Here is a 12,635-nt window from a genome sequence, read left to right as displayed (position 1 = left end):
CTTACAGAACTGCTTTCGGGTAGGAACCCAGCACTTTGAGTGCTACGGCTTCCTGACTGATCTTTTCCAGCACACCTTTGATCAACGGATCACGGTGGTGACCGACGAAGTCGATGAAGAATACGTAGGTCCATTTGCCGCTGCGCGACGGCCGGGTTTCGATGCGGGTCAGGTCGATCCCGTTGTCATGGAACGGCACCAGCAGCTCGTGGAGCGCGCCGGGCTTGTTGCTCATGGACACGATGATCGAGGTCTTGTCGTCGCCGGTTGGTGGTACTTCCTGGTTACCGATCATCAGGAAGCGCGTGGAGTTGTCCGGACGATCTTCGATCTTCTCGGCCAGACGCGTCAGGCCATACAGACCGGCGGCCATGTCGCCGGCAATCGCCGCCGAATTCCACTCACCCTTGACCCGCTTGGCCGCCTCGGCGTTGCTGGACACCGCCACGCGCTCGACATTCGGGTAATGCGCATCCAGCCACTTGCGGCACTGGGCCAGCGACTGAGCATGGGAATAGATGCGGCTGATGCTGTCGGTCTTGGTGTTTTCACCGACCAACAGGTGATGGTGAATGCGCAACTCGACTTCGCCACAGATCACCATGTCGTGCTCGAGGAAGCTGTCGAGGGTGTGATTGACCGCGCCTTCGGTGGAGTTTTCCACCGGCACCACGCCAAAATTCACCGCACCGGCCGCCACTTCACGGAACACTTCGTCGATCGCCGCCATCGGCTTGCTGATCACCGCGTGACCGAAGTGCTTCATGGCCGCAGCCTGAGTGAAGGTGCCTTCAGGGCCGAGGTAAGCCACTTTCAGCGGCTGCTCCAGCGCGAGGCACGAAGACATGATTTCGCGGAACAACCGCGCCATTTCTTCGTTGCCCAACGGCCCCTGATTGCGCTCCATCACTCGCTTGAGCACCTGGGCTTCGCGCTCAGGACGATAGAACACCGGCACTTCGCCTTCGGCCAGCGAGGCCATCTTTACTCGCGCAACTTCTTGGGCGCAACGCGCACGCTCACTGATCAGCTCCATGACTTTGGTGTCCAGAGCGTCAATGCGAACGCGCAGTGCCTTGAGTTCTTGCTCGGACATCAGCCGTGTTCCTTCTCGAATTCAGCCATGTACGCCACCAGCGCGTTAACGGCGGTGATGTCGACGGCGTTATAGATGGAGGCGCGCATGCCGCCCACAGAGCGGTGGCCCTTGAGGTTGAGCAGACCACGCTCTTCGGCACCGACCAGGAACGGCATGTCGAGACGATCATCGGCCAGACGGAACGGCACGTTCATCCACGAGCGATCCGACTTGTTGATCGGGTTGCTGTAGAGACCGCTGGCGTCGATGAAGTCGTACAGCGTGCGCTGCTTGGCATCGTTCAGCTTGGCGATGGCTTCGACACCACCCTGCTCTTTGAGCCACTGGAACACCAGACCGGACAGATACCAGGCCAGCGTCGGCGGCGTGTTGTACATCGAGCCGTTGTCGGCCGCGACCTTGTAGTCAAGCATGGTCGGGCACAGCGCACGAGCCTTGCCCAGCAGGTCTTCACGAATGATGTTGACGACGATGCCGCTTGGACCAATGTTCTTTTGTGCACCGGCGTAGATCATGCCGAAACGCGAGACATCGACTGGACGCGACAGAATGTCCGAAGACATGTCAGCAACCAGCGGCACGTCGCCGACTTCCGGAATCCACTGGAATTCCAGACCGCCAATGGTTTCGTTCGGGGCGTAATGAACGTAAGCGGCGTCTTTCGACAGGTTCCACTCGTTCTGGCCGGGGATGGCGAAATAGTCGTAAGGCTTGGCGGTGGCGGCAACGTTGACATGGCCGTAACGCGAGGCTTCTTCGATGGCTTTCTGCGACCAGATACCGGTGTCGATATAGTCGGCCGAGCCGCCCTCAGGCAGCAGGTTCAGTGGAATCTGTGCAAATTGCTGGCTGGCGCCACCTTGCAGAAACAGCACTTTATAGTTCGACGGGATATTCAGCAGGTCACGCAGATCCTGCTCGGCCTGGGTGGCGATGGACACGAACTCATCGCTGCGATGGCTCATTTCCATGACCGACAAGCCCTTGCCATGCCAATCAAGGAGTTCACCCTGGGCGCGCTGCAGGACAGCTTCAGGAAGCGCCGCAGGACCGGCGCAGAAGTTATAGGCTCGCTTGCTCACATCCAATCTCGCTCTGATTTGGTGGTATCACGCAATAAATCGCACTATTGATCAACACGGCCCTGTGGGAGCGAGCCTGCTCGCGAACGCATCACCGCGGCTTCGAAGGTACCGCAGCGCCTGCTTTCGCGAGCAGGCTCGCTCCTACAGGGGATCTCCATGATGTCGAAAATTCATACCGGACAAATAACAAGGGGGCGAATTCTCATCCGCCCCCTCGCTTGTCCGCTTATTCTTGCGGTTCTTCGTCTGCTGCGGCGTCGAGCTGCTGGTCTTCGACTGCATCGTCGATCACGACATTGCCTTCGAACTCCTCGCCCTCTTCACCTTCGAGCTCTTCACCTTCGACTTCCGAAGGCTCCTGAACCCGCTCCAGGCCGACCAGGGTTTCATCCTTGGCCAGTTTGATCAGCGTGACACCTTGAGTGTTACGACCCAGGCTCGACACTTCGTCGACACGGGTACGCACCAGCGTGCCCTGATCGGAAATCAGCATGATCTCTTCGCCGTCCTGCACCTGAACCGCACCGACCAGACGGCCGTTACGTTCGTTGCTGACCATGGCGATAACGCCCTGACCGCCACGCTTGTACTCAGGGAACTCGGTGATGGCGGTACGCTTGCCATAACCGCGCTCGGAAGCGGTGAGAATCTCGCTGCCTTCTTCCGGGATCAGCATGGAAATCAGCTTCTGACCTTCCGGCAGACGCATACCACGCACACCGCGCGCGGTACGGCCCATGGCGCGAACTTCGGATTCCTTGAAGCGAGTGACCTTGCCGCCGTCGGAGAACAGCATGATCTCCTGCTCGCCGTCGGTGACGGCCGCGGAAATCAGGATGTCGCCTTCGTCCAGCTCCAGCGCGATCAGACCAACGCTACGCTGACGGCTGAAGGCCACCAGCGGGGTCTTCTTGACGGTACCGTTGGCGGTCGACATGAAGATGAACGGCGCCTTCTTGCGATCGGCCGCCTTGATGCGCGCGCGGCGCTCTTCGTCGGTCTCGTTGCTGTTTTCGATTTCTTCTACATCAGCCTCGGCGCCTTCCGCTTCTTCTTCGTCAGCCTGACGCTTCATGGCTTCGAGATCGACCGGCAGCATGGTGGTGATGTATTCACCCTCGCTCAATGGCAAGAGGTTGACCAGCGGACGACCACGGGCAGCGCGGGACGCTTCCGGGATCTCGTAGGTCTTGAGCCAGTACACCTTGCCCTTGCTGGAGAACAGCAGCAGCGTGGTGTGGCTGTTGGCAACCAGCAGGTGAGCGATGTAGTCCTCATCCTTCACGCCAGTCGCCGATTTGCCTTTACCGCCACGACGCTGAGCCTGGTACGCAGCCAATGGCTGGGTCTTGGCGTAGCCACCGTGGGAAATGGTCACGACGCGCTCTTCTTCCGGGATCATGTCACCCAAGGTCAGATCGAGGCGTGCATCGAGAATTTCGGTGCGACGCACATCGCCGTATTCGGCACGGATCACTTCCAGCTCTTCGCGAATCACTTCCATCAAGCGCACGGCGCTGTTGAGGATGCGGATCAGCTCGCCGATCTGGTTGAGGATCTCTTGATACTCGGCCAGCAGTTTCTCGTGTTCCAGACCGGTCAGACGGTGCAGACGCAGTTCCAGAATGGCTTGCGCCTGCTCTGGCGACAGGAAGTATTTGCCTTCACGCAGACCGTATTGCGGATCGAGTGTCTCAGGACGGCACGAATCAGCACCAGCGCGCTCAACCATCGCGACCACGGCGGAGGATTCCCACGCGGTCTTGATCAGCGCTTCCTTGGCTTCCGACGGGGTCGGCGAAGCCTTGATCAGGGCGATCACCGGATCGATGTTCGACAGGGCAACCGCTTGACCTTCAAGGATGTGGCCACGTTCACGGGCTTTACGCAGTTCGAACACGGTACGGCGGGTGACGACTTCGCGGCGGTGACGGACGAAGGCTTCCAGCAGATCCTTGAGGTTAAGGATCCGCGGACGGCCGTCGATCAGCGCGACGATGTTGATGCCGAACACCGCTTGCAGCTGGGTCTGGGCGTAGAGGTTGTTGAGGATCACCTCAGGCACTTCACCGCGACGCAGCTCGATCACGACGCGCATACCGTCCTTGTCGGACTCATCGCGCAGTTCGGTGATGCCTTCGAGTTTCTTCTCTTTAACCAGCTCGGCGATCTTCTCGATCAGACGCGCCTTGTTCAACTGGTAAGGAAGTTCGGTGATGACGATCTGCTGACGGCCACCGACCTTGTCGATGTCCTCGATGATCGAGCGGGCACGCATGTAAATGCGCCCGCGACCGGTGCGGTAGGCTTCGATGATGCCGGCGCGACCGTTGATGATCGCGGCGGTCGGGAAGTCCGGACCGGGGATGTATTGCATCAGTTCATCGACGGTCAGCTCAGGGTTGTCGATGAGCGCCAGGCAACCGTCGATGACTTCACCGAGGTTGTGCGGCGGAATGTTGGTCGCCATGCCCACGGCGATACCGCTGGAGCCGTTGACCAGCAGGTTGGGAATCCGCGTCGGCATGACCGCCGGGATCATCTCGGTGCCGTCGTAGTTCGGCACCCAGTCCACGGTTTCCTTGTGCAGGTCGGCCAGCAGCTCGTGCGCCAGCTTGGTCATGCGCACTTCGGTGTATCGCATGGCCGCGGCGTTGTCGCCGTCCACAGAACCGAAGTTGCCCTGACCGTCGACCAGCAGGTAGCGCAGGGAGAAAGGCTGAGCCATGCGGACGATGGTGTCGTACACCGCAGTATCACCGTGCGGGTGATACTTACCGATCACGTCACCGACAACACGGGCAGATTTCTTGTACGGCTTGTTGTAGTCGTTGCCCAGCTCGCTCATCGCGAACAGTACGCGACGGTGCACGGGCTTGAGGCCATCGCGCGCATCCGGCAGTGCACGGCCGACGATCACGCTCATCGCGTAGTCGAGGTAGGACTGCTTCAGCTCGTCTTCGATATTGACCGGGAGGATTTCTTTGGCCAGTTCGCCCATGAGAAGCCTGATTCCTTTTTCTGGTGAAACTTCGTCATATCCATGTGGGAGCAACGAAGCTCGTCGGGCACGGCAGAGTGCCGTGCGCCGACTTACGACAAATCAACATTCCGGAGAGTGGATTTGCGCAGTAAAGACAGCTCCGTGGAGCGGCCTCGGAAAACGCCGGATGTTATCACAAAGGCCGCCACGCACCTATCCCCCAGACGCGCATGGAGCATAGTTAGTTGACTGGTGACAGGCTTAACGGGGACGAGAGAGGCTCAGAGCTTCTTTGAATGCAGAATTCGGGCTTGGTTTGAGGATGTTTATTGACTTTTAGGGCTTCATCGCTGGCAAGCCAGCTCCCACAGGATCGGCGGCGAGCACAAAACCTGTGGGAGCGAGCCTGCTCGCGAAGAGGTCAACGCAAACGTCAAGCCAATCAATGCAGGCGCTTGCGGCACATCAACTGGGCCATTTTCGCCGTATCCGGCCGCTCGACGATGCCCTTTTCGGTAACGATGGCATCGATCAGATCCGCCGGTGTCACATCAAACACCGGGTTGAACGCCTCAACGTCAGCGCCAACACGCTTGCCGCCGACTTCCAGCAATTCGGCACCATCGCGCTCTTCAATCGGAATTTCGTCGCCGCTGGCCAGATTCATGTCGATGGTCGAACTCGGCGCCACCACCATAAAACGCACACCGTGATGCATGGCGTTGACCGCCAGTTGATAAGTGCCGATCTTGTTGGCCACGTCGCCATTGGCGGTGATCCGGTCAGCACCGACGATCACCCAGGTCACGCCTTTGGTTTTCATGATGTGCGCGGCGGCAGAATCGGCATTCAGGGTGACCGGGATGCCTTCGTTGGCCAGCTCCCATGCTGTCAGGCGCGAACCCTGAAGCCACGGCCGGGTTTCGTCGGCATAGACGCGCTCGACCATGCCCTCGAGAAATGCCGCACGAATGACGCCAAGCGCCGTACCAAAACCACCCGTCGCCAGAGCGCCGGTATTGCAATGGGTGAGAATCGCCTGAGCGTTGCCCTGATGCTTGCGGATCAGATCGACGCCGAGCTGGGCCATGGTCAGGTTGGCCTCGCGATCACTTTCGTGGATGGCGATGGCCTCGGCTTCCAGTGCTGCCAGCGGATCGGCATTGCCTTTGAGGCGATCGAGCCGATCGTGCATGCGGCCCAGCGCCCAGAACAGGTTGACCGCCGTCGGCCGGGAATCGGCCAGCAGGGCAAAATCCTCTTCCAGCGCGGCGTACCAGTCGCCACCTTCGGCCACCCGCGTACGCGCCGCGAGCACAATGCCATAAGCCGCACTGATGCCGATCGCCGGCGCGCCCCGCACCACCATCGAACGGATCGCCTCGGCCACGCCGGCGGCGCTGGTGTAAGCGATCCAGGTTTCCTCGAACGGCAAAATACGCTGATCCAGCAGGTGGAGCGCGCCATCTCGCCAATCGATGGCCTTTACTTTCTCCGCAGCCAACAGTCGATCGCGCATCCCACACCCCGCACTCATGAACAAAAGCCGCCGATTATAGCGATCCCCCCGCGAAGACGCTCGGGTATACTTCGCCATCCTTTACAAAAGCACTGGAACCGACCCTCGATGCCGAAACCTGTCCTTGCGCTCGACTTATTATTGCTGCCAACCTGGCTGGTACCCGTCGAACCCGCAGGCGTTGTGCTCAAGGAGCATGGCCTGGGCATCCGCGACGGTCGCATCGTGTTTATCGGCCCGCGCAGCGACGCACTGAAGTGGAACGCCGCTGAAGTGCGCGAATTGCCCGGCGTCCTGCTCAGCCCCGGCCTGATCAACGCTCACGGCCATGCGGCAATGACGCTGTTCCGTGGCCTGGCCGATGATCTGCCGCTGATGACCTGGCTGGAAAACCACATCTGGCCGGCCGAAGCCAAATGGGTCGATGAAGACTTCGTTCGTGACGGTACCGATCTGGCCATCGCCGAGCAGATCAAGGGCGGCATCACCTGCTTTTCGGACATGTATTTCTTCCCCAAAGTCGCCAGCGAACGCGTGCATGACAGTGGCATTCGCGCGCAGATCGCCATTCCGATCCTCGACTTCCCGATTCCCGGCGCCTCCAGCGCCGATGAGGCCATTCGCCAAGGTGTCGAGCTGTTCGGCGATCTGAAGCATCACGAGCGCATCAAGATCACCTTCGGCCCTCATGCACCCTACACCGTCGGCGACGAAAATCTCGAGAAAATCCGCGTGATCGCCGAGGAGCTGGACGCGTCGATTCACATGCACGTCCACGAAACGGCGTTCGAAGTGCAGCAAGCAGTGGAGCAGCGCGGGGAACGGCCGCTGGCCCGTCTAGGCCGACTGGGCCTGCTCGGGCCGCGCTTCCAGGCTGTGCACATGACGCAGATCAGCGATGACGACCTGGCGTTGCTGGTAGAAAGCAACACCAGCGTGATCCACTGCCCGGAATCGAACCTCAAACTGGCCAGCGGTTTCTGCCCGGTCGAGCGTTTGTGGCAGGCTGGTGTGAATGTCGCGGTCGGCACCGATGGTGCGGCGAGCAACAATGACCTCGACCTGCTCGGCGAAACCCGTACCGCAGCGCTACTGGCCAAAGCTGTCGCCGGTTCTGCCACTGCGCTCGACGCCCATCGAGCGTTGCGCATGGCCACGCTCAACGGTGCTCGCGCACTGGGAATCGAAGCGCAGGTTGGCTCGCTGGAAATCGGCAAAGCCGCGGACATCGTCGCCTTCGACCTGTCCGGCCTGGCGCAGCAGCCGGTCTATGACCCGGTTTCGCAGCTTATATATGCCACCGGGCGCGATTGCGTGAAACACCTGTGGGTCGCCGGCAAGCAACTGCTCGACGACCGGCGCCTGACGCGCATGGATGAACAGCAACTGGGCGCAACCGCCCGGGCCTGGGGCCAGCGCATCAGCGGCCACACCGAATCGTAAACACCTCGCAGCCAACCCGCGGGGCTACAGCCTTTTTCAAGTTTTAGAGGATTGAACCATGAGCAACGTCGACCACTCCGAAATCGCCAAATTCGAAGCCCTGGCCCATCGCTGGTGGGACCGTGAAAGCGAGTTCAAACCGCTGCACGACATCAACCCGCTGCGGGTCAACTGGATTGACGAACGGGTCAATCTGGCCGGCAAGAAAGTCCTCGACGTCGGTTGCGGCGGCGGCATCCTCAGTGAAGCCATGGCCCAGCGCGGTGCCACCGTCATGGGCATCGACATGGGCGAGGCGCCGTTGGCGGTCGCGCAGTTGCATCAACTGGAGTCCGGCGTCAGCGTCGAGTACCGCCAGATCACCGCCGAAGACCTGGCCGAGGAAATGCCCGAGCAGTTCGACGTCGTGACCTGCCTGGAAATGCTCGAACACGTGCCTGATCCATCGTCGGTCATCGCCGCTTGCTACCGCATGGTCAAGCCGGGCGGCCAGGTGTTCTTCTCGACCATCAACCGCAACCCGAAGGCGTATCTGTTCGCGATCATCGGCGCCGAATACATCATGAAGCTGCTGCCGCGCGGCACCCACGACTTCAAGAAATTCATTCGTCCGTCCGAGCTGGGGGCCTGGAGCCGCCTGGCCGGCCTGACCGTCAAGGACATCATCGGCCTGACCTACAACCCGCTGACCAAGCACTACAAACTGGCCAACGACGTTGACGTCAACTACATGATCCAGACCCTGCGCGAGGAATAAGCCGATGGCCATCAGAGCAGTTCTTTTCGACATGGACGGTACTCTGCTCGACACCGCGCCAGACTTCATTGCCATCTGCCAGGCGATGCGCGCGGATCGCGGCTTGCCGCCGATCAACGACAAGCACATCCGCGACGAGATTTCCGGTGGCGCCAAAGCCATGGTCGCGGTGACGTTCTCGATGGACCCGGAGTCGCCGGGCTTTGAGGAACTGCGTCTGGAGTTCCTTGAGCGTTACCTCGTCGGTTGCGCGGTGCACAGCAAACTGTTCGACGGCATGAGCGAACTGCTGGCCGACATCGAAAAGGCCAACCTGATCTGGGGCGTGGTCACCAACAAGCCTGTGCGTTTCGCCGAGCCGATCATGCAGCAACTGGGGTTGGCCGAGCGCTCGGCGCTGCTGATCTGCCCGGATCACGTGAAGAACAGCAAGCCGGATCCGGAGCCGCTGATTCTCGCGTGCAAGATGCTTGATCTGGATCCATCGACCGTTCTGTTTGTGGGCGATGATTTGCGCGATATCGAGTCGGGGCGCGACGCCGGGACCAAAACGGCCGCGGTAACCTACGGCTACATCCATCCGGACGACAACCCGCGGCATTGGGGCGCGGATGTGGTGGTGGATCATCCGCTGGAGTTGCGCAAGGTACTGGATAGCGCGCTCTGCAGCTGCTGATCAAAGTCAAAAGATCGCCGCCTGCGGCAGCTCCTGCAGGGGAGTTATCCAACTCATGTAGCAGCTGCCGCAGGCTGCGATCTTTTAGCTATTAACGGATTGTGAGGTTTTTATGTTTGATTATTCCGCTCGTCCCGAATTGCTCAAGGATCGGATCATTCTGGTCACCGGTGCCGGTCGTGGCATTGGCGCGGCCGCCGCGAAAACCTATGCCGCCCATGGTGCCACCGTGCTGCTGCTGGGCAAGACCGAAGCCAATCTGACGCAGGTCTACGACGAAATCGAAGCGGCCGGCCATCCGCAACCAGCAGTCATCCCCTTCAACCTCGAAACCGCCCTGCCCCATCAATACGATGAACTGGCAGCGATGATCGAGACCGAGTTCGGCCACCTCGACGGCCTCCTGCACAACGCCTCGATCATCGGCCCGCGCACGCCGATCGAGCAGTTGTCCGGGGAAAATTTCATGCGTGTCATGCAGGTCAATGTCAACGCCATGTTCATGCTGACCAGCACGCTGCTGCCGCTGCTCAAGCTTTCCCAGGATGCGTCGGTGGTGTTTACCTCCAGCAGTGTTGGTCGCAAGGGTCGTGCTTACTGGGGCGCCTACGGTGTGTCGAAATTTGCCACCGAAGGCCTGATGCAAACCCTGGCGGATGAGGTCGACGGCGTAGCGCCGGTGCGCTCCAACAGCATCAACCCGGGCGGCACCCGCACCAGCATGCGAGCGCAGGCCTATCCCGGAGAAAACCCGCTGAACAATCCGACTCCGGAGGACATCATGCCGGTCTACCTCTACTTGATGGGCCCCGACAGCACCGGTATCAACGGCCAGGCATTCAACGCACAGTAATGCCATACGTCGCATTTGTAGCCGCGGCGGATTACTGCCGCGGCAGTCATTTGCCGCTATCGGCCGTCACAATAAAGTCAAATATCCAGCACCTCCCCTCCTCGCAATTTCACAAGCCATTGATTCATATGGGTTTAAATAAAACCGAACTGAATGGCACGACTTTCGCTCTAATTTCCCACAAAGCATGCCGTGTGAAGGCAGTGGGGCGAGGCCTGGTTCGATAGCTTACTAATCGTCATCAGGCAGACTAAACTTACGCCAAATGTCCTACGGGACTGATGGATCAGTACGACGCGCAGCCCATAGCCGCTCTCACCCAGCCTGTAAGACAGACTTACTGCTTAGGGGCTCACGCCACATGAAATCACCCTCCCAGACCAATGCAATTGACTTTGACAGTGCCAAATTGCAACGCCTGGGCTTTGGTCAGCTTCCTCCACTTCTGGAACGCCCGACCAGCCTGACGCAATTGCGCCAGCAAATGAGCCTGCAATTGCAAACCAGTCTCGAACCGCAACGCATACTCGGTCTGTTTTTCCGCGAGGTTCAACGCCTTGTGCCGCTTGACGCCTTGAGCTATGAGCACAAGGGCAGCGATTTGCGCCTGGAGTTCGGCGCACGCGGCCACCATTCCGTCAGCTACAGCCTGAGCCACGAAGGCGAGCACATGGGCGAAGTGGTGTTCCGCCGCAATCACCGCTTCAACGAGCAGGATCAGGGCAATCTCGAATCGCTACTGTCGTCGCTGCTATACCCGATGCGCAATGCCCTGCTGTACCGAGCAGCTACCCAGAGCGCGTTGCGTGATCCGCTGACCGGCGCCGGCAATCGCATCGCAATGGAGCAGACGCTGCAACGCGAGATCGAGATGTCTCGACGGCATGTGCAGCCGCTGTCGGTGTTGATGCTGGATATCGACCACTTCAAGCGCGTCAACGACAGTCACGGCCACAGCGCAGGAGATGACGTGCTTAAAGCCGTAGCTGCGTCGATCAAGAGCCAGTTGCGCAACGTCGACATGGTCTTTCGTTATGGCGGGGAAGAGTTTCTGATCATGCTGTCCAACACCAGCCGGGAAGCGGCGGCGATGGTCGGCGAGCGTCTGCGTTATGCGGCGCAAGCGGCGGAGTATTACGCCGATGGTCAACTGATCGAGCTGACGGTCAGCCTGGGTTGCTCCACCCTGCTACCGGGTGAATCGGCAGAAAGCCTGTTGCGCCGCGCGGACAGTGCGCTGTACGTGGCCAAGCGTGAGGGGCGTAATCGGTTGGCAATGGCGGGCTGAATCCTTCCAGACAGCACAAAACAGTGTGGGAGCGAGCCTGCTCGCGAAAGCGGTGTGTCAGTCAACCGAGTGCTGACTGACACGCCCTCTTCGCGAGCAGGCTCGCTCCCACATTAGCTTTGAGCGAAGCCGATAATCAGTTTTCGAGCACGGCCCGGCGCTCACGGCTTACCAGCAAGCGTTCGGACGTTTCCAATTGCATGCACCGCTCCAGGAACAGGTACATGTAGTCGTAGCTCTTGCAGATGGCCTGACGCAATTCGACTTGCAAGGCCTTGCTCGGGCTCATGCCAGCCAGAGTGCAGATGATTTCCAGCGCCTCCCATGGATGAGCATCGTCGTACTGGGCGTGCATCTTCAGCCACTTCATCGCACGCTTGCGATCCTCTTCAGGGAATGCCGCAGCGTACACGCCATTCGAACAGACCAGCGCCGACCACTCCCCGGTCGCACCTTCGATGGCGTAGTTGGTCGCGGCGATGGCCACAATCAGTGAATCGGCGGAACTGGTATGCCAGCACCAATGACTCAAGGCATGCAGTTCAGGCGGCACATGCTGGGCCTGGAGATCCTCAAGGCTTACACCGTGCGCGCGACTCCAGTGCACCCAATAATCGGCGTGATTGAGTTCGACGCGAATGTTGCGCATCAGCCAGCGCCGCGCCATGTCTTCGCCGGGATGACGGGCAAATCTGGTCTTGGTCAGGTTCTGCGCCATGTACAAGGCGAACTGCTCAACGACCGGCCAGCCCCCGATCAGGTACTGGCGCATGGTTTTGGCGCTGAGTTTGTTATCACGCATGCGCAGGTAAAGTTCATGTTCGACAACCCGGCGCTTGCTCTCGCTGCAATCATCTATCAGCTGCTGTGCCCAGCCTGGATAACTTGCGGCTTCCATGAGTGGTCCGCTTCGGTTGAATGTGTCGATCACT

The 12,635-nt window shown here is 59.8% G+C and carries 10 protein-coding genes; 5 read left to right on the top strand and 5 right to left on the bottom strand.

Annotated elements, in window-relative coordinates; translation table 11 throughout:
* Position 1: 1 nt before the first annotated feature.
* The 4 genes from pheA to mtnA all read right to left on the bottom strand — a co-directional run bounded on the left by pheA (position 2) and on the right by mtnA (position 6,686).
* Positions 2-1,096 (bottom strand): prephenate dehydratase, encoded by a 1,095-nt coding sequence (gene pheA / locus H8B20_RS08610; RefSeq protein WP_007908404.1) that lies wholly within the window; start codon positions 1,094-1,096, stop codon positions 2-4.
* Positions 1,096-2,181 (bottom strand): 3-phosphoserine/phosphohydroxythreonine transaminase, encoded by a 1,086-nt coding sequence (gene serC / locus H8B20_RS08605; RefSeq protein WP_210622848.1) that lies wholly within the window; start codon positions 2,179-2,181, stop codon positions 1,096-1,098. The genes pheA and serC overlap by 1 nt, the downstream gene beginning before the upstream one ends.
* Before the next feature lie 229 nt (positions 2,182-2,410).
* A complete protein-coding gene (gyrA, locus tag H8B20_RS08600; protein ID WP_042560364.1) occupies positions 2,411-5,185 on the bottom strand; it encodes a DNA gyrase subunit A in 2,775 nt (924 codons plus the stop codon).
* A 424-nt stretch (positions 5,186-5,609) separates the two neighbouring features.
* Positions 5,610-6,686 (bottom strand): S-methyl-5-thioribose-1-phosphate isomerase, encoded by a 1,077-nt coding sequence (mtnA, locus tag H8B20_RS08595; RefSeq protein ID WP_047302451.1) that lies wholly within the window; start codon positions 6,684-6,686, stop codon positions 5,610-5,612.
* A 108-nt stretch (positions 6,687-6,794) separates the two neighbouring features.
* Between mtnA and H8B20_RS08590 the strand changes: the two genes are divergently transcribed.
* The 5 genes from H8B20_RS08590 to H8B20_RS08570 all read left to right on the top strand — a co-directional run bounded on the left by H8B20_RS08590 (position 6,795) and on the right by H8B20_RS08570 (position 11,703).
* Entirely contained in the window at positions 6,795-8,129 is a 1,335-nt protein-coding gene (locus tag H8B20_RS08590; protein WP_210622847.1) for a TRZ/ATZ family hydrolase, read from the top strand.
* A 58-nt stretch (positions 8,130-8,187) separates the two neighbouring features.
* Complete coding sequence (gene ubiG / locus H8B20_RS08585) at positions 8,188-8,886, top strand: bifunctional 2-polyprenyl-6-hydroxyphenol methylase/3-demethylubiquinol 3-O-methyltransferase UbiG (protein ID WP_042560367.1); 699 nt, start codon at positions 8,188-8,190, stop codon at positions 8,884-8,886.
* Positions 8,887-8,890: 4 nt separating this feature from the next.
* A complete protein-coding gene (gene mupP / locus H8B20_RS08580) occupies positions 8,891-9,562 on the top strand; it encodes an N-acetylmuramic acid 6-phosphate phosphatase MupP (protein ID WP_210622846.1) in 672 nt (223 codons plus the stop codon).
* A gap of 112 nt (positions 9,563-9,674) precedes the next feature.
* Entirely contained in the window at positions 9,675-10,415 is a 741-nt protein-coding gene (locus H8B20_RS08575) for a YciK family oxidoreductase (RefSeq protein WP_210622845.1), read from the top strand.
* Positions 10,416-10,776: 361 nt separating this feature from the next.
* Positions 10,777-11,703 (top strand): GGDEF domain-containing protein, encoded by a 927-nt coding sequence (locus H8B20_RS08570; protein ID WP_042560370.1) that lies wholly within the window; start codon positions 10,777-10,779, stop codon positions 11,701-11,703.
* A gap of 136 nt (positions 11,704-11,839) precedes the next feature.
* On the opposite strand, the gene H8B20_RS08565 is transcribed toward H8B20_RS08570, so the two are convergent.
* Positions 11,840-12,601 (bottom strand): iron-containing redox enzyme family protein, encoded by a 762-nt coding sequence (locus H8B20_RS08565; protein ID WP_215729250.1) that lies wholly within the window; start codon positions 12,599-12,601, stop codon positions 11,840-11,842.
* Positions 12,602-12,635: the final 34 nt, after the last annotated feature.

Source organism: Pseudomonas sp. P42, from assembly GCF_017973755.1.
GTDB lineage: Bacteria > Pseudomonadota > Gammaproteobacteria > Pseudomonadales > Pseudomonadaceae > Aquipseudomonas > Aquipseudomonas iridis.
This window is presented reverse-complemented; position numbering and strand designations above follow the sequence as displayed.